The organism is Candidatus Nomurabacteria bacterium (assembly GCA_016699365.1).
In the GTDB taxonomy this organism is placed as follows: Bacteria; Patescibacteriota; Minisyncoccia; order Phycocordibacterales; family UBA9973; genus CAZLWF01.
Genome location: CP064973.1, coordinates 62193 through 81221 on the forward strand (window position 1 = coordinate 62193; position 19029 = coordinate 81221).

Consider the following 19029-nt stretch of genomic DNA (forward strand, 5'->3'; position numbering starts at 1 on the left):
AAACTGTTCTAAAGAATTTTATTCTAGAGCATCAATCTCTCTTTTTTGTCTCTCACGAAATCCTGTTCCTGCAGGAATAAGTCTTCCGATGATAACATTCTCTTTTAGTCCGCGTAATGTATCTACACCACCTCTTACAGCGTTATTTATAAGCACACGGTTTGTGTTTTGGAATGAAGCAGCTGACAGCCAACTCTTAGTAGTAAGTGACGTTTCTGTAATTCCAAGAATTATATTTTCAGCTTTTGCAGGTTCTCCTCCAGTACTCTCTACGCGCTCATTTTCCTCTATAAGCTCAACATTTTCTACTATTTCTCCAGGAGAAAATGTAGTATCACCTGAGTGTCTGATTTTCTTTCTTGAGAACATTTGACGAATTATTATTTCGATATGCTTACGAGAAATTGAAGCTCCTTGTAATTCATAAACTTTATTTATTTCTTGAACGATATATTCTTCAGCAAGTTCGATATTACCGTATTTGAATATTTCATTTATATCAGCAGAACCGTCAGTTAGAAGTTCACCTTTCTTTACTTTTTCTCCAACCTTAACCAATATGTTTCTACGTGGTAATACTTCGTAAACAATCTCATTTGATTTTCCGTCAACTTTTGTATCTGATAGAACTTTTATAAATCTTTCAGCGCCTTTGTCTACAACCTCAGATACCAATGCATCAGTTTCTGATACAACAGCTGGGTTCTTAGGAACACGTCTTTCAAAGATTTCTTCAATACGAGGCAAACCTTGAGTGATGTCGACACCCGCCACACCTCCGGCGTGGAATGTTCGAAGTGTTAGCTGAGTACCAGGTTCTCCAATAGCTTGTGCAGCCACAATACCTACAGCCTCTCCTATATCAACAAGCTTATTTCTTCCCAAATCAAGTCCGTAACATTTTTGACAAATACCGTGTAGAGTTTTACATGTAAGTGGTGATCGTACTGTAACTTCTGATATTCCAGCTTTCTCAATCATTTGTGATTCTTCTTTTGATATCAAATGTCCTTTTTTGAACATCACTTCTCCATTTGCATCTTTTATATCAGCAAACAATATGCGTCCACGAATATTTTTCGCAAGAGATATTTCCATACCTGCGATTGTTTCCTTTACCAATCTCTTTCCTTCTTTTGTTCCACAATCATCTTCAGAAATCATCACATCCTGAGCAACATCAACAAGACGTCTTGTTAGGTAACCAGCTTTAGCTGTGTTTAGAGCAGTGTCAGCTAGACCTTTACGTGATCCGTGAGTAGTAATGAAATATTCTAGAGGTGATAGACCTTCTATATATGAAGGCACGATTGGGAAATCAATAATTTTACCAGTAGTATTTTGAATCAAACCTTTCATACCAGCCATCTGAGTAACCTGCGCGATAGATCCTCGAGCTCCAGACATAACAAGATCATAAACAGATCCGTTTTTATCTAGAGTAGAAGGCATTATCTTTTCAAGTTCTTTTTTGATACGTTCCCAAATTTCAATTACTTTTTGGTACTTTTCTTCATGAGAAAGAAGACCGTCGTTGTACTGACCTATAATTGTTTCTTCTTCTTTTCTTCCACGTGCAATAATTTCAGGCTTCTCTACAGGCACACGTACATTGTCAATACTCCAAGTAACACCAGAGCGTGTAGCGTACTTGTATCCGAAGTCCTTTATCTTGTCTAGAATAGCTGGAGTAGCATCGATACCGTAGCGCATAATTACCTGGTCTAGAATACTAGACATTTTCTTTTGGTTTACTTCTTCATTTACGAACATGAAGTCATTTGGTAGGCAACTGTTGAACAATAGTCTTCCAACAGAAGTTTCAAAAGGTTTTCCTTGTAAGTCTTTATACTTTTCTGTATTAGTAGGAAGTACGAAAACTTTTGATCTGTATGAAATCATTCCGTAGTCATATGCTGTGATTGCTTGGTTTGGACTAGAAAAATATGTACCTTCACCAATCTCTCCATCAACTGACTTTGTCATCCAGTAACAACCAAGCACGATATCAAGAAGCTTCGCAGATACGATAGGATCTCCGTTTTGAGGTTTCAATAGATTTTTATTTGAAGCCATCAAGTCACGAGCCTCGTTTTGAGCATCATTTGAAAGAGGTAAGTAAACAGCCATCTGGTCTCCGTCGAAGTCAGCGTTGAATCCTGTACAAACAAGTGGGTGAACTTGAATAGCATTACCTTCGATTAGAACTGGATTGAAAGCTTGAATACCAAGTCTGTGAAGTGTAGGAGCGCGGTTCAACATCACATATTTACCTTGAATTGCCTCTTCTAGAATTGCCCAAACTTCTGGAACTCCTTCTTCAATCAATTTGTTTGCTCCACGTATGTTGAAAGCAAGTTCATTTTTTAGAATTTTTGAAATTATGAATGGTCTGAATAGCTCAAGTGCCATGTGCTTTGGTAGACCACACTGGTTTAGTTTAAGCTGAGGACCCACAACGATAACTGAGCGTCCTGAATAGTCTACGCGCTTACCAAGAAGGTTTTGACGAAATAGACCTTGTTTACTTTTTAGGTTATCAGAAAGAGATTTAAGTGCTCGTTTTTGAGACTGAGAAACTGCCTGAGAATCATTTTGTTTTGCAATTGAGTTATCTATAAGCGCATCTACTGCTTCTTGTAGAATACGTTTTTCGTTACGCAAGATAACATCTGGTGCTCCAATCTCTTTTAGTTTCTTTAGACGATTGTTTCGGTTTATAACGCGACGATATAGATCGTTTAGATCACTAGTTGCATGCCTACCTCCATCAAGAGCAACCATTGGTCGCAATGCTGGTGGAATAACAGGTATAACAGAGAGGAACATCCACTCTGGACGAATCTTTGAATAGATCATTGAACGAAGTAGTGACATACGGCGCTCTAGCTTTTCTTTATCGATAGTACTTGCCTTTTCAGACATCTCTTCTGTTTGCTTTTTCAATTTTTCTAAATCAAGAGATTTAAATATATTGAAAATAGCCTCAGCTCCAATAGCTGCTTCAAAACAGATACCGTACTTCAATGAGAAGTGGTGGTAAGATATTTCGTTCAATACTTTACCAGTATGAATTTCAGCAATTTCTTTCTTTGTATTTACAAGAAGATTTTTAAGTTTTTCACGAGTCTCCTCATCTTCAATACTCTTAACCTTTGCCTTGTATTCACTTTCTATATTTTTTATGATTTTAGCCTTTTCTTCTTCATGAACTTTAGTGATGATATATCCAGCAAAGTAAATTACTTTTTCTAAGTCAGAAACTGGGATATTTAGAAGTATAGACATACGAGATGGAACTCCACGCAAGAACCAAATATGAGCAACTGGACTTGCAAGCTCAATATGTCCCATACGTTCACGTCGAACTATAGACTTTGTAACTTCAACTCCACACTTTTCACATATAATATCCTTGTAACGAATACGTCTGTATTTACCACAGTAACATTCATAGTCTTTTTCTGGACCGAAAACTCGCTCATCGAAAAGACCTCCACGTTCTGAACGTCCAGTTCGGTAGTTTATAGTTTCAGGTTTTGTAACCTCTCCATAAGACCAATCGCGTATATTTTCAGGTGAAGCCAGTTTGAGTGTTATGTAGTCAAAGTCACTTGTATCAATTGTTTTCATAATTTTTATTTTTTAGATTACTAAGCGCCGTTTAATTTTTCTTTAGTTCGACCCTTCTTTTTAAGATCTACATTGAGTGACAACCCTCTCAAGTAATTTAACAATACATTGAATGATGCTGGAGCGTTCGGCGGTAGTATTTCTTCACCCTTGATAATCGAATCGAATGTTGCAGAACGTCCCATGATATCGTCAGATTTTATAGTGATCATCTCACGAAGTATGTGTGATGCTCCGTAACCTTCCAGTGCCCAGACTTCCATCTCTCCGAATCTTTGTCCTCCACCTTGAGCTTTACCTCCAAGCGGCTGTTGTGTAATAAGTGAGTATGCTCCAATAGAACGCATGTGAATCTTGTCTTCAACCATGTGGTGAAGTTTCAAAATATACATGTAACCGACAGCAATATCTTGCTCAAATTCTTCCCCAGTTCTTCCATCAAAGAGTTTCATTTTTCCACTTTCTGGCATTCCAGCTTTTACAAGTTCGCCTTTGATTTCTTGAATAGTTGCTCCACAAAACGATGGTACAACAGCTTGGTATCCAAGTGCGTTAGCGGCATAACCCAAGTGCATCTCTAGGATTTGTCCCAAGTTCATACGAGATGGAACTCCAAGTGGCGTAAGCACTATATCTATAGGAGTACCGTCAGCCATAAATGGCATTTCTTCTTCTGGTAAGATAATTGAGATAACACCTTTGTTACCGTGACGTCCTGCAAGTTTGTCTCCAACTGAGATGTTTCGGATTTGTGCAATTTCAATTACAACTTTTTTAATGATTCCACTTTCCAAGTTGTGTCCTTGATCACGAGAAAAGATTTTTACTCCTATAATACGTCCACGTTTTCCGTGTTCCATACGAAGTGAAGTGTCTTTTACATCACGAGCTTTTTCAGCAAAGATAGATCTTAGCAAGCGCTCTTCTGCAGTAAGCTCTGTCTCACCTTTTGGAGTAATTTTTCCAACAAGAATATCATTTTCACGAACTTCCGCTCCAACACGAACTATACCGTCTTCGTCTAGATCTTTTAGTTTTATTTCTCCAACGTTTGGAATATCACGAGTTGTTATTTCTGGTCCGAGTTTTGTATCACGAACTATACAAACGAACTCTTCAATATATATAGAAGTGAACTTACTTTCTTTTACAAGACGCTCAGATAGAATAATCGCATCTTCGTAGTTAGATCCGTTCCATGACATGAAAGCAATCAATGCATTTTGTCCTAAAGCAATTTGTCCATGTGCTGTTGTTGAAGTATCAGCCAAAATCATACCCTTCTTCACCTTGTCTCCTATAGAAACACTAGGGCGCTGATGGAATGAACTAAAGTTGTTTGTTCTCTGGAAAGACATAAGATTGTAGTCTTCTTTTTTACCCTTAGAATTTTCAACAGTTATTTTTTTTGCGTCAACATATGTAACTTCTCCGTCTTCTTTTGCAACTATTAGTCTTCCTGAATATCGTGAAGCGAGTTCTTCCATACCTGTAGCCACAAGTGGAGCTTCTGGGCGAACACATGCCATAGCTTGTTTCTGCATATTACTTCCCATGAGTGCACGGTTAGCGTCATCGTTTTCCAAGAAAGGAATCATAGAAGTAGCAATAGAGAAAGCTTGGTTTGTTGATACGTCTATATAATCTACTTCTGCGCGCGCGATAAGTCCTGGCTCAGTTTTTACACGAGCTTCTACCATGTCTTCTACTATCTTTCCGTCTTCTGTGTATTTAATACCAGAGTGAGCAATGTTGTATTGCTCTTCTTCTAGAGCATTTAGATAAACTATTTCTTTTGTGATTACACCATTTTTTACTTTCGCGTAAGGTGTTTCAATAATACCGAAATCATTCACTCGAGCATAAGTAGACAAGTGAAGTATGAGACCGATGTTCGGACCTTCTGGAGTGTGAATAGGACAAACACGACCGTAGTGAGATGTGTGCACGTCACGAACCTCTAGTCCTGCGCGTTCACGTGTTAGTCCTCCGGGTCCAAGTGCAGATAAAATACGCAAGTGTTCAATCTCGTTTAGTACGTTTTCTTGTGACATGAACTGAGAAAGTTGGTTCGTTGTGAAAAATTCTTTTATGCGTGCCTGAAGTGGGCGTTGGTTGATTATGTTTATCGGCAAAGCTGTAGCAACGTCGATTGTAGACATACGATCCTGAATATTTCTCTTGATCTGTGTCATACCAACACGAATTTTTTGCTGGAGCAATTCACCAACATATCTAACACGACGTTGACCCAAGTGGTCGATATCATCTGCTTTAGAGTTTGGAGTATTATTTAGAGATATTATGTGTTCAACAATTACCATCAAATCTTCTTTTGAGATTGTTCGGCGTTCTAGGTCTTTGTCTGTCATTGGCTTACCAAAACGCTTGTTGAATCTAAATCTTCCAACTGGAGATAGGTCGTAGCGTTCAGATGAAAACAGAGAATTTATGAATTCTTTTGCATTTTCTGTAGTAGCTAGGTCTCCATCTCTAAGACGCTTGTATATTTCTATAAAAGATTCATCAGATGTCTTTGCTGGATCTTTTTCTATTGAGAGTTTCAATATATGACGAACTTCGTCAGTAGCTGCAGCAGCGAGCATTGACTCATCAGTAAAACCTAAAACACGAAGAAGCGAAGTAATCGAGAACTTTCGCTTTTTATCAATACGCACATATAAAACACCATCTGAATCAGATTCAATCTCAATCCATACACCACGAGCTGGGATTATTTTTGCACCAAAAAGTTTTTTACCTTTTAGATCAAGGTCTGTGAAAAATACACCGAAACTTCTTGCAAGCTGAGAAACTATAACGCGTTCTACTCCGTTTATTATAAAAGTCCCATGATCTGTCATGAGTGGTATATCAGCAAGGAAAATTTCTTGTTCCTTTGATGATCCACCTAGAGTTTTGTTCATAAGCTTTACTCGTGCTTTTAGTTGAGCATCGTAAGTAAGCTTGTTTGCTTTTGCATAATATTCATCAAACTTTGGTTCACCAAGAGAAAATGATGTGAACTCAAGCATGAATTTTTTCTCTGAGTAATCGTTTATCGGAGAAAATTCTTTGAACACTTCTTTTAGGCCGTGTTCTATGAGCCATTTGTATGAGGCAAGTTGTGTCTCAAGTAAGTTTGGAAATTCGACCAGTGGTTTTTTGTATTTTGAAAAATACTTCTTCTCGATTTTTGTTTTTGTCGACATGTGGTGTTTTTGCTTAATGAGTAAAAAAATAAAAACTCAGGGCACTAAAAAGTACCTTTTGTGTAAGGCTAACGCTTTTTATTGGTTTGTTTCAGCAAATTTATAAATTGCTTTTGGCTAGTAAAGTAGATTGAAGCCTGTCGTAACTCAATCTTTTCAATCAAAATCAGTATACTCTAGCCGCAATACCTTGTCAAATATTACAAAATGACCCAATTTTGGGATTTATTTACCCTTTTTCCACTCTTCTATTTTCTTGTGATCCCCTGACATAAGCACCTTTGGGACCCTGTATTTTTTACCCTTGAATTCCAAGATTTCTGGTCTAGTATAGAATTCGCTCGAAGACACCCTTTCCTCCTCCAAAGAGTCATGTTTACCTAGTACTCCTGGAATCTGTCGGGAAATACAATCGACAAGTATCATTGCTGGCAACTCCCCACCAGTCAGTACATAGTCCCCAATCGAAATTTTATCTGTCTTCAGTATCTTATCCACACGAGCATCTATACCTTCATAACGTCCGCAAATCAAAATTATATCTGAATATTTTTTAACTGAATCTTTCGCATAAGCTGTAGTAAATTTTTTACCACTCGGAACAAAATTTATTATTTTTGTCTTCCCTCCCTTTTTAGTTTTTTTTAAAGCACTCTCCACTGCTTTCACAACAGGCTCTGCGCGGATTATCATACCTGGCCCACCGCCATATGGTCTATCGTCGACAACCTGTGACACATTCCCATCAGGCCAGACTTTCTTGTATTTTCCGGTTACAAACTTACGAGGATTATAGAAATTTACTTTTATCTTTTTCTCTTTTATTGCACGTCCAATAATCGATTCTTTTAAATATGAATCGAAGCTCTCAGGAAAAAGTGTAATAATATGAAATGTCATTTGCAATAACGTGCCTGCCCGCCTCTGGCGGGAAAAGTCATAAATTAGGTTATAGCTTAAAGGTTATAGGCAATAGTGAAAAAATGCAAATCTGTACATACAAAAAACTTGCAAAATATAAAATTTGTGTTATTATATTGATGAATCAAAAAAAATCAGATGAAAAATTTGCTGTTGTCCTTTGTCTTGGGAATGGGAGTATTGTTTGGTGGATGCCAGAAAGCGGAAGAGCCAAAGTTGATTGTAACGATCACAAAAATGGACTTCGGGAAAGAAGGCAAGTATGTAGGATACATAGGATACCCAGACAACAAAGTATTCTTGCGAGCCGATCCTGAGACCAGCTCAAAAATACAGGAACTCCTGGAAAAAAATATGGAGGTGAGGGTCGAAGGAGAATTCCAGGATCTTCACACGAGAGAGGTCAAAGTGTTAACTCTATTATAAAAAAGTTGATACAAATAAAAGCGGTCGAAAGACCGCTTTTTTATTATTCAATTTTACAGATTACCTCTTGTTGCCTGCTCTCTCTCGATTGCTTCAAAAAGAGCTTTGAAATTCCCTTTACCAAAAGTCTTTGCTCCACGGCGCTGGATAATTTCGAAGAAAAGCGTTGGCCTGTCTGTCACTGGCTTTGTAAAAAGCTGGAGCATATACCCTTCATCATCATGATCTACAAGGATATTGAGCTTCTTGATCATCTCGAAATCCTCCTCTATTGGGAATTTTACCCTCTCAAGGACGTCTTCATAATATGTTTCTGGTACATGTAAAAACTCAACTCCTCTTCTTCGTAATTGAGATACGGTATACAGAATGTCATCTGTTGCTAGTGCGATATGTTGCACTCCGGAACCATGATAGAAATCCAAGTATTCTTGAATTTGAGATTTATTTTTCCTGCTTTCGGCCGGCTCATTGATTGGAAATTTTATATATCCATTGCCATTTGCAACAACCTTGCTCATAAGCGCAGAATACTCAGTTGAGATGTCATTGTCGTCGTATGTAACAAGTAATTTAAAACCCATTACATCCTCGTAGAACTTAACCCACTCATTCATTTTTCCGAGCTCTACGTTCCCCACACAATGATCTACATATTGAAGACCTACTGTTGATACAACACCGTTGCGATCAATTGGTTTATACCCCGGCATAAAAATGCCCTTGTATTTACTTCGGTCAACAAATTTGTGAATTGTATCTCCATATGTTTTGATGCCAGAAACTGAAACACTTCCCTCGCTTACATCACAAAATTCTGTAGGAGACATGAACTTGATCGCACCTCGTGCAATAGTTTCTTCAAAACTTTTTACGGCATTTGGTACCTTAAGAGCAATAACCTTCACTCCATCACCATGGATCCTCACATGCTGTGAGATTTCGCTTTCAGGATCAAATGAAGTTGTAAAAACCAGGACGATTTTATTCTGCTTCAAAACATAACTTGCCTTGTCACGAACGCCGGTTTCAAGCCCAGCATATGCAACAATTTCAAATCCAAAAGCATTTTTATAGTAATATGCCGCCTGCTTAGCATTGCCAACATAAAACTCAATGTGGTCTGTGCCGAGTATCGGCAGAAAATCTTTTTGTTCTTCCATAAAAGTAACTTTTTCTTGAGTCTACTTATCTATTTATCTATTGTCAAACAAAAAAAACACCCAAGGAGTAGGTGTTCTGCGCACAATTTATTTAAAATAACTTTCGACTACAGAATTCTCAATATACCGAATAGTTGTCTTGTAAGACACTAGAGTGAATTGAAAATCTTTTGTTTCAATACCAAGAGCCTGCGCAATATCGCAGGTAAGTTTTTTTACTTCCTCGAAATTGCTCTCACCGCATATATTAATATGCCATCCTCCAAGCTTACTGTCCCATAAATTTAACTGTATCGAACATATAAGTTCTGTCCTGTATAAATATTTTTCAAGACCAAAAAATTTATTCCAATCTATACCGAAAAATTTTTCATTATTTTCTCTTGTTTTTCTCAGTATGTAGACCATTTTAGTGTCGATGGTTTTATCGCAACTCTCAAGTAATCCCAGAGAATTACCAAAGAGATAACCTTTTTGATCAAGAACATCAGCTATACTTAGTCTGATCGATTTTTTAACTTCACTAGTTACTACTTCCATTTTCAAAAGTTTAAGTTACAAAATATTTCTACCTAAAGCATACTATATAATATTAACTTTGTCAAACAAAACAAAAAACACCTTCCAGGTGTTTCTTGTTTTGAAAATTTAATTTATATTCCCTTTAGATCATCCATTGCTTGGTCTACTGAGGAAGCTTGTGGGGCTTGTCTTGGCATACCACCTTCTGGTTCATTGATTTTTAGGTTTACACGAGCCTTGTTCTTCATACCAATCACGCGTAGTAGTGTTCGGATAGCTTTTGCAGTATTACCTTGGCGGCCAATTATCTTACCCATATCTGCTTGGTTTACTGTTAGAGTAACAAGTACTCCCATTTCATCTACTCCACGATCAATCTTTACATCGTCTGGATTGTCTACTAATGCTTTTACTACGTACTCTAAGAATGCTTTATCGTCTTGCATATATAATCTATATCTATTCATAATCCGCAGTACTTCGACAAACTGACTGCTTCGATATAATTGTAACTAAAGTATAAAATACAGTCAACAAAAAATACCCACAGGGGTATTTTTATTTTGCAGCTTTTAATTCTTTGCGCTTCTTTGTTGGAGATTTCTTTGACAAAACGTTTTTCTTCTTTGTCTTTAGAGCACCTTCCTTAACAAGAAAATTGTGCACTGTGTCTGATACTTGCGCACCATTTGAAACCCAGTGAGCAATACGATCTTGCTTCAAATTTATAGTTGATTCATGCGGGTTGTAAGTACCCAAGATTTCTAAAAACTTACCACTTTTTGCACTATTTTTTGAGTCAGTCAAAACCACGCGGAAATGCGCTTCGTTTTTGCGACCTATGCGTTGTAATCTAATCATTAACATGTGTTGGCTATCTTACCAGAAAGTTCTCTGTAGGTCAAATAAAAACCCGTTCAATCTATTTATATAGATTGCCCGGGTTTATCAAAATTGAACTCTTTAATTATCTTGTCTGCTAAAGCATTTTCTAGGACACTTTTAGCAGTCAGTGCTCTTTTTGCCAAAAACAAACGCTTTACCTGCATTTGGGTCATTTTAGAACCTATGCGGGTTGCGTATTGATTGTAAATTTCCCTCTGTTCTTTACGCATCTTATCGCGTTGTTCTTTAGCCCTGTCTATTATAGCCGTAGAAACATCGGACAAATTCGTGTGAGGAGTTAATCGTATTTTAAACTCCATCTCTACCCACATTGGATGCAAGAAGACATGAGAGCTATCTACAATCCACCGCTCCGAACATACTTCAAAGATATAGCTTGCGATAGACATCACGTCGCCTGTTGCTACACCTATAATCTTACTGCGTGAACTTTCAATCGCGTCTTTAATCTTCATTCCGGCCTCAACGCTTCCACCGTCACTCTCCAGTATCAGATATATAGGCCTGCTAGACTTAGAATTAAGATACTGAATGCTCTTGATTATACGACTTGCGTATTCAAGGGTAATTTTGTTTTTTACTTTTAAATCCTCTTTATTCTCGATGTATATTATACGCCTAGTAAGGAGGATGTCTTCTGTAAGTTGTTTTTTAACTGACAATTTCAACCTCCTTTTATTTGACTTTTTAAACTTTCTAGTATATAATATAACCCATAAGATCTAACATGTCAATAGATTTTATTTTTAATAAATAAAATACAAATATATGGATAATCACGAACCAGAAATTAAAAAAGATGAGCCTACTGAAGTAGTTGAAGTTATGGTGGGAGACACTGCTATGCTTATGACAAAGGAAGAGCGCGATGCTTACCTACAAGACAAGAGAGATGGAATGATTGATGACAAATAAAGTCACAAAAAACAAAAACCGGATCTAGTCCGGTTTTTGTTTTGTTTAAAATTGAAAAATAAAAAAAACGCCCACCTTTTCAAGTGGACGCTCAATGATTTGCAGGTTTAACTTTTCTGACCTACGATCAGGACTAGTTTTTCTGCCATAAGAGACATGATTTTTTAGACTCGTTTTCTCATCTCACAGATACAAATTTAAAAATAAAAAAATAACTAAATCCCGGTAATCCCGAGACTACGCAGATTCTTTGTGATTCTAAAGCCTCTTTTAAAGGAGTTAGAGTCACGAAGGTCTTCGTCTTCGTTCAACATATTGAAGCCGCTTAAAAGCTTCATATCAACGGAGTTTTCGCCCCCACCAAAGCGGAATGCTTTGTCTTCGGCGTTATTTTTTTTGTTTGTTTCTTTGAATTGGTCGATTTTACTTTTTGCCATATATCGGATTTTAAATGAAGAAAAAGTTTTGCGTTGATTGCACTTAAAAGCAATCTATTTGTTTTCAGCGCAAGACTTTTCCCTCATTTATAAAACAATCCTTTAATATGACTATTCTGGTAGTATTATATACCATACAAACTAATTTGTCAAGTACTAAAATATGTGGTACAATCTTAAAATCAATCTAAACATAAGGGTTTCTAACCTTTTTAGTATTCAAAAATAATGAAAAATCCAAAAAATAAGCAAGTTACCCGTTTCCAAGCTAAATCGGCTTCAGATCCAAAAAAACCAATTCACACTAAAAAATCTCCAAAAACAGAGATTATAGAAGGGGTAATATCAGTATCTTCTCGAGGAGATGGGTATTTGCGTATTCGTGAACCAAAAGAAGACATAGCTATCATCCGAGGAGGACTAAACACTGCCCTACACGGAGATCTAGTGAGTGTCCGCGTATTGCCTATGCGCCAAAAAGGTTCTCGTATGGGTGAAGTCGAAAAGATTATCTCTCGCGGACGACCTGGCTTTTCTGGGGTGCTAGAAGAAAGTGAGGGCATGTTCTTCCTGGTTCCTTCTGATACAAAAATGTATACAGACATAATAATCCCGAAAGAAAAATTAAATGGAGCAAAAAATGGAGACAAGGTTTTTGGAGTTATTAGTTCATGGGAAGATCCAAAAAAATCTCCGATAGGAAAAATTGAAAAAGTCTTGGGTAGACCATATGAAAACAATGCAGAGATGCAAGGAATCGCACTTGAGCGCGGTTTTGACAGTGACTTCCCTATCGAAGTTACAAACGAAGCAAAGCACCTCTATGACAAATCTACGCATGACGAGGGAGTTCGTCGCGATATGCGAAAAGTTCCAACCTTTACTATTGATCCGTATGACGCAAAAGACTTTGACGACGCTCTTTCTTTTGTAGAACTACCTGATGGAACATACGAAATAGGAATTCATATTGCAGACGTATCACATTTTGTCCGACCAGGAACAGCTCTAGATGAAGAAGCATATAAACGCGGAACTTCTGTGTATCTAGTCGATCGCACAATCCCCATGCTTCCTGATGTTTTATCAAACGACTTATGTAGTCTTAAGCCAAATGTGGACAGACTTTCTATGAGTGCGATTTTTATAATGAACAAAAGTGGAGCTGTTCTAAATGAATGGTATGGACGCACTATTATACATTCTATTAGACGCTTCACATACGAAGAGGCTCAAGAAGTTTTAAATACAAAAAAAGGAGATTTTGCTCGTGAGCTTGAAATTATGAATAGTATTGCAAAGAAGCTACTAAAAGCTCGCTACGACAAGGGAGCGATGTCTCTTGATCAAGAAGAAGTAAAATTCAAGCTCGATGAAAAAGGTGTGCCTATATCAGTCGTACGTAAGGTTCGTACAGATTCTCACAAACTAATCGAGGAATTTATGTTGCTCGCAAACAGAAAAGTTGCTGAATTTATATCTGGAAGCGGAAAACGTAAAGACAGAGTTTTTGTGTACAGAGTTCATGATGTCCCAGATAAAATGAGAATTGCAGACCTAGCATTCTTTTTGAAATCACTTGGTTATAAACTTCCACTTCATGAAGGACTTCCAAAACCAGAAGCGTTAAACAAATTACTCGAGGAACTGGATGGTCATCCTGAAAAAAATACGATTCAAACTGCGATTATTCGATCTATGGCCAAGGCTGTTTATTCTACAAAAAATATCGGCCACTACGGTCTTGCTTTTGATTTCTATACTCACTTTACTTCACCTATCAGACGTTATCCAGATGTCATAGTTCACAGACTGCTTATGGAGTATTTGGCAAATAGAGAAATCAAAAAAGATTCTTGGCAAACTTATCAAGAGAGCGCACTCTATGCTTCCGAACGTGAAAAACATGCTACAGATGCAGAACGTTCATCTATAAAATACAAACAAGTTGAATATATGTCTTCACATGTAGGAGAAATATTTGAAGGTATAATTTCTGGAGTTACAGAATGGGGTCTATATGTAGAAGAAAAGGAAACAAAGTGCGAAGGTATGGTAAAATTGAGAGATCTTGAGGGAGATATATTTATATTCGACGAAAAACACATGGCTATAGTTGGTACTAAAACCAAGAAGCGCTACCGCATTGGGAATAGTATAAAAATCAAAGTTGTAAACGCAAACCTCGAGAAAAAAATAATTGATTACGCACTAGTTGCATAATCAAAATAAAAATAAATGCAAAAAAGAAGAATAAAACAAGTTTTTCTGGTATCCGGATTAACAATCGGGTCTGTTTTGTTTGGAATATTTGTAGCTATTTTTATATTTCAAGGATCTGTAAGGGCTTTCACATCAGCTAAGGCTTTTGGTGAACAGCTTAGTATTTTAGGAGACAGGATACGCGGTATAGACAACGATGTACTCAGTGAAAATTTTATAAATAAAGACACTCTATCTACGGAAGAACTATCGCCAGTAGAAATAACGCTTGGAAATATAAGTGATGGAATGTACACACCTCCGGAAACAGGAAAAGTAATCCGCATAAATCTTGAGAGTATGGAGCTTACTCAATATGAAGACGGAAAAATAATAAAAAATATTCCAGTTCTATCAAAAGGAAAAACAGGTTCTTATTGGGAGACACCAGGAGGAAAGTATAGTGTTTTATATAAAGAAGAAAGTCATCTTTCAAGTTTTGGTAAAGTATGGATGCCATGGAGCATGCAATTTTTTGGAAACTACTTTATCCACGGATGGCCAGTGGATAATTCAGGCAAACCTCTAGCAGACATAGGATATTCAGGTGGATGTATAAGACTAGACACATCAGATGCAAAAGCTTTGTATGAATGGGCAGACATAGGGACAACTGTTTCTATATACAGCACCACGAGCGAAGAACCAACTTCCGTAGGAGAATCATCTCCTTACTTTTTGAAAAATCCAAAACTACTACCAAAAGTCTCGGCTAGTGCATATATAGTAGGAGATGTTTCTTCGGGAGATATTATCTTGGAAAAAAATATGGATGAAGTCCACCCTATTGCATCTGTATCAAAACTCATGACTGCACTAACAGCACTAGACGTAGTTCATCAACGCGGAACATCTACTGTATCAAAAAAAGCTCTTTCTACTTATGGAGAAAATGGTGGTTTTTATATAGGAGAAAAAATAAAAAATAGCGATCTCCTGTTCCCTCTTCTTTTAGAATCTTCGAACGATTCTGCAGAAATAATTGCTGAACAAGTCGGGCGCAATTATTTTATGCGCGCAATGAACACCAAAGCTTCTTCTATTGGTCTAATACAAACAAATTTTGATGACCCAAGTGGATTGTCAGAAAACAACATATCAACAGCTAGAGATTTGTTTAAGATGGCTAGATATATACACGAGTTCAAGCACTATGTATACGACATAACCAAGTTAGAAAAATATTCCAACGGAACTCATACATGGGTAAACACAAATAGATACCTGGGAGAAGAAAATTATGCTGGAGGAAAAACTGGTTACACAAATCCTGCAAAAGAAACGATTGTTGCACTATTTGATGTACCTATATCAGAATTTGAAAATAGAACAATTGCAATAATATTATTGCAAAGTTCAGACAGATATGGAGATACAAATGAGCTAATTAGTTACTTAAGAAAAAATGTATACAGAGGAGCCAACAGACCAATTGAGATAGTTGAAAATACAGAAGAACCAAGCAGAAAAGTCAGCTTAGCTTTTGGTGGAGATGTAATGCTCGACAGAGGTGTAAGAAGTTCTGTAGATAGAAATTTTGCAGGAGATTATTCTAGATTGTTCGAAAATCTAATTCCCTTAAAAGAAGCGGATATAAGTTTCATAAATCTTGAAGGACCAGTTTCAGACACCGGCAACAATGTAGGAAGTAAATATTCTTTTCGTATGGATCCTAAAGTTTTAGATGTTATGAGGTATGCGGGCATAGATATTGTATCTTTTGCAAACAACCATGTCGGCGACTGGAATAAAAGCGCTTTCAATGACACTCTATCAAGACTAAGAGAATCTGGAATAAAATACACAGGTGCTGGAAGCAACCGATCTGTCGCAATAGAGCCAACAATAATAGAAAAAAATGGATTGAAAATCGGATTCTTGGGATTCTCTGATGTTGGCCCAGATTGGGTAAAGGCTACAGATACTTCATCTGGAATATTGATAGCAAGCGATCCAGATTTGGAAAATATAATAAGAAACGCAAATCAAAAAGTAGATATACTAGCTGTGTCTTTTCACTGGGGTACTGAATATTCAGAACATAACGCGCGACAAAAAACTCTAGCTTACAAAGCAGTAGAAAACGGTGCTGAGTTAGTTGTAGGACACCATCCTCATGTCATACAAGATACAGAGGAATACAAAGGAGCACTCATAATGTACAGTCTTGGAAACCTAATATTTGATCAATACTTCTCAGAGGAAACAATGCAAGGCTTAATAGTGGAAGTCAGCTTCTCTGGAGACAAACTAGAAAGTTACCAAAAAAAACTTGTTAAATTGAATTCTTATTTCCAACCCCAAGAAATCTTGGATTACCCATAAAGATACTTTTATCTGGTATAATTAGTCCGTCGCATTACTCGTTTAGAAACGTGTTTTAACTCTATATGAAAAATTTTTTAAAAGATCCAGAATATAACTCAATCAAAAGTATTTTTCTGGTTGTGTTTGTGATTGGAGTAGGTTATTTTATAGGTCAATTTGCAATAAACAGAAGCAATTACCTAAAAGCACTAGTAAACCCAGAAGACGTAGCCACAATAAGTATAAATTTAAATTCAATTGGAGGAGCTGATTCTGTAGAACCAGGGATATATGGTATTCATATGGCAAAGCTCTTAGATGAAGCCGGTGTTGCTGATGGATGGTTATCTACTATAGAAGACTTCACTAGTGACTTAGAGCCTCACTATGCCAGATTTTTTGCCGGAGGCGAAGTGAGTTACTATCATTTTAAGACTACATACCTAGAGACAGGCAGACTCTCTGCAGCTGAGATAGCAAGTCTTGCTCCTGGAAACGAAATCCGCGGAAATGGATTTATTATTGCGGACAGAGAGGACGAAGAAGCTAATGGGAACACTGGAGAACTAGACCAGCTTCTAGCAACAAAACCTAGATATGGAAATCTATCTTATTTAGAAGGATTCCAAAATACAAAATCTCGTAATTTTATTAGAGATTACGTTGATATATTAGATGCAGGAAATTCTAAATCTATGTTTGTTCTAAACCTAAGATATTCAACACCACAAGCAGAATTGGAGAAAATAGATTTCTTGATAGAAGAGGGTGTAGAAATAATAGGCATCGAATGCGGCAATGAAGCATACGCAAAAACTCACCCTTGGTACAACACAGGCAACCCAACGATAAATGCTCCTCTATCTGTAGAGGAATACTTAGATACTTGTGATACTTATAGAGATCTAATACTTGCTTCACACCCTGGCATACCGTTTGCAGTTTCAGCTGCTCCAAAAAAGAATTTTGAAGAAGGAGCAGAATGGGAAGCTAGTGACTTCAATACAGAATGGAATATTTCCCTGGCAACAAAAATGAACGAGCATGGGTATGACAATTACACCGTTCACTTCTACGCACCTTTCAATAGCTGTGAAGATGAAGTCGCCACAGGAGATAGAGATTCTATATTTACATGTGGACTCGAAGAAATACGCGATCTACGAAATACAGTAGAGGGACCAAATGGAACAGTAAGATTACCTGTAATATTTAGTTGGTATAAAGAAAATTTCCCAGGAAAAGATATGTGGTTTACTGAATGGAACATAAACCAAGATCCTCTAAATGGAACAGATGCAAAATACGCAAACTCAATACTTCATGCTGCTTTTGTTACGAATGTAATGAATATTATAAATATGCAAAATGCATATAATGGAAACTTTATTCCATTTGCAAACTTACATACATATGTAACCGATGGCGGAAACGCAATGATAAATCTACATGTATCAAAAGGAGTTGGTAACAGCGAACCAGAGGATACTGGTGAATTTGTAAGACGAACACCGTACTTTGCTTATATGTCTATGAAAGAAATATTTCAAGACGACTACAAACCACTTGAAACTACATTTACAATAAATACTCCGGGATTAGACCCAAATGACGTAACAATATATGGATATAAAAAAGATAATGGAGACATAGCATTGGCGTTTACAAATCTCACAAGTAAAACTTTACACATAGATGAACTCACAATCGACGGAGACGCCGTGGACTTAAATAGCTCTAGTGCAAATCTATATTCAATCGACGGAGACGCCAATTACGCAAGTAGAGGAAAGACTGAGTTCGCTGTAAATCCTGGACATGAGGTTACAATAAGAGAAAATGACTTCTATTCAAGTATCACAAATCTTTATATACCATCTTTTGGAATATCTACAGTAACTATAAACACAGATATCGTAGAAGATAATCCTGGTTGTACTATACTGGAAAATATAACTGGAAACTGTGATGAAGATATCAATGAACCAGAAAACGATACAGAAGCACCTACTATTGAATTAGCTGGACCTGCAGATAAATTCATCCTAAACGGAGCTACAACAGTAGTAGCAGCAAGCGCAGCAGACAACATCGGTATACAGAAGGTAGAGTTCTATTATGGCAGTACAGCGGATATGAAAAATCTAATTGCAACAGATGATACAGCTCCTTACAAATCTACGTGGAATACAGCCCAATTACCTGTAGGTACATATAGAGTTGGAGCAAAAGCTTACGACACTTCTGGAAATACCACTTTCAGTAATTATGTGACAGTAAAAAAACAATAAAAAAATAAAAACGGAATTTTTTAAAATTCCGTTT

At 37.0% G+C, this 19029-nt stretch carries 14 protein-coding genes; 5 read left to right on the plus strand and 9 right to left on the minus strand.

What is annotated here, in order from left to right:
• Positions 1–18 precede the first annotated feature (18 nt).
• From rpoC to trmD, 3 genes are all read right to left on the minus strand, one after another.
• The gene (gene rpoC, locus IPJ63_00355) at positions 19–3633 is read right to left on the minus strand and encodes a DNA-directed RNA polymerase subunit beta' (protein ID QQR76711.1); all 3615 of its coding nucleotides are present in this window, start codon (positions 3631–3633) and stop codon (positions 19–21) included.
• Positions 3634–3653: 20 nt separating this feature from the next.
• Positions 3654–6845 (minus strand): DNA-directed RNA polymerase subunit beta, encoded by a 3192-nt coding sequence (locus IPJ63_00360; protein ID QQR76712.1) that lies wholly within the window; start codon positions 6843–6845, stop codon positions 3654–3656.
• Positions 6846–7070: 225 nt separating this feature from the next.
• Positions 7071–7745: a tRNA (guanosine(37)-N1)-methyltransferase TrmD gene (gene trmD / locus IPJ63_00365; protein QQR76713.1), complete on the minus strand. Its 675-nt coding sequence runs from the start codon at positions 7743–7745 to the stop codon at positions 7071–7073.
• Positions 7746–7904: 159 nt separating this feature from the next.
• Between trmD and IPJ63_00370 the strand changes: the two genes are divergently transcribed.
• Positions 7905–8192: a hypothetical protein gene (locus IPJ63_00370; GenBank protein ID QQR76714.1), complete on the plus strand. Its 288-nt coding sequence runs from the start codon at positions 7905–7907 to the stop codon at positions 8190–8192.
• 53 nt (positions 8193–8245) lie between these two features.
• Here the strand turns inward: IPJ63_00370 and hppD are convergent, their stop codons facing one another.
• The 5 genes from hppD to IPJ63_00395 form a co-directional block, all read right to left on the minus strand.
• Positions 8246–9355 (minus strand): 4-hydroxyphenylpyruvate dioxygenase, encoded by a 1110-nt coding sequence (hppD, locus tag IPJ63_00375; protein QQR76715.1) that lies wholly within the window; start codon positions 9353–9355, stop codon positions 8246–8248.
• A gap of 87 nt (positions 9356–9442) precedes the next feature.
• Positions 9443–9895 (minus strand): hypothetical protein, encoded by a 453-nt coding sequence (locus IPJ63_00380; protein ID QQR76716.1) that lies wholly within the window; start codon positions 9893–9895, stop codon positions 9443–9445.
• Positions 9896–10008: 113 nt separating this feature from the next.
• On the minus strand, positions 10009–10323 hold the full coding sequence (locus IPJ63_00385; GenBank protein QQR76717.1) for a KH domain-containing protein: 315 nt from the start codon (positions 10321–10323) through the stop codon (positions 10009–10011).
• A gap of 112 nt (positions 10324–10435) precedes the next feature.
• Positions 10436–10744 carry a 30S ribosomal protein S16 gene (gene rpsP / locus IPJ63_00390; GenBank protein ID QQR76718.1) on the minus strand — a complete coding sequence of 103 codons (309 nt, stop codon included), beginning with the start codon at positions 10742–10744 and terminating at the stop codon, positions 10436–10438.
• A gap of 59 nt (positions 10745–10803) precedes the next feature.
• The gene (locus tag IPJ63_00395; protein QQR76719.1) at positions 10804–11445 is read right to left on the minus strand and encodes an ATP-dependent Clp protease proteolytic subunit; all 642 of its coding nucleotides are present in this window, start codon (positions 11443–11445) and stop codon (positions 10804–10806) included.
• A 106-nt stretch (positions 11446–11551) separates the two neighbouring features.
• Between IPJ63_00395 and IPJ63_00400 the strand changes: the two genes are divergently transcribed.
• Positions 11552–11698: a hypothetical protein gene (locus IPJ63_00400; protein ID QQR76720.1), complete on the plus strand. Its 147-nt coding sequence runs from the start codon at positions 11552–11554 to the stop codon at positions 11696–11698.
• A gap of 215 nt (positions 11699–11913) precedes the next feature.
• Here IPJ63_00400 and IPJ63_00405 read toward each other — a convergent pair whose 3' ends face one another.
• Positions 11914–12135, minus strand: a complete 222-nt coding sequence (locus IPJ63_00405) for a hypothetical protein (protein QQR76721.1) — start codon at positions 12133–12135, stop codon at positions 11914–11916.
• 228 nt (positions 12136–12363) lie between these two features.
• On the opposite strand from IPJ63_00405, the gene rnr reads away from it, so the two are divergent.
• The 3 genes from rnr (at position 12364) to IPJ63_00420 (ending at position 18995) form a co-directional block, all read left to right on the plus strand.
• On the plus strand, positions 12364–14358 hold the full coding sequence (rnr, locus tag IPJ63_00410; protein QQR76722.1) for a ribonuclease R: 1995 nt from the start codon (positions 12364–12366) through the stop codon (positions 14356–14358).
• Between the two features lie 15 nt (positions 14359–14373).
• Complete coding sequence (locus IPJ63_00415) at positions 14374–16722, plus strand: CapA family protein (GenBank protein QQR76723.1); 2349 nt, start codon at positions 14374–14376, stop codon at positions 16720–16722.
• Between the two features lie 65 nt (positions 16723–16787).
• Positions 16788–18995, plus strand: a complete 2208-nt coding sequence (locus IPJ63_00420) for a hypothetical protein (protein ID QQR76724.1) — start codon at positions 16788–16790, stop codon at positions 18993–18995.
• The last annotated feature ends 34 nt before the right edge of the window (positions 18996–19029 follow it).